The 248-nt window shown below is 70.6% G+C and carries 1 protein-coding gene; it reads left to right on the plus strand.

The features are described 5' to 3' along the window. Positions 1-248, plus strand: a 248-nt coding sequence (locus CVH10_RS23095) for a glycerol-3-phosphate acyltransferase (protein WP_181244722.1), incomplete at both ends; no start/stop codon positions are given.

Below are 248 nucleotides of genomic sequence, written 5' to 3' on the forward strand. Positions count from 1 at the left end.
GGGGCCGCCGCCCTTCTGATCGCACGGCATCTGTTCGACAGCGAATTGGCCGGCGCCATCGCGGGCGGCGCGGCCTTCCTGGGCCATCTCTTTCCCGTCTGGCTGGGCTTCAAGGGCGGCAAGGGCGTCGCCACCTTCTACGGCCTGCTGCTGGCCGCCGCCTGGCCGCTGGGCCTGATGGCGGGGGCCGTATGGCTGCTGTCGGCCTTCCTGTTCCGCTATTCGTCGCTGGCCGCCCTGATCTCCTC

Source organism: Halomonas sp. ND22Bw, from assembly GCF_003011945.1.
In the GTDB taxonomy this organism is placed as follows: domain Bacteria; phylum Pseudomonadota; class Gammaproteobacteria; order Pseudomonadales; family Halomonadaceae; genus Halomonas; species Halomonas halophila.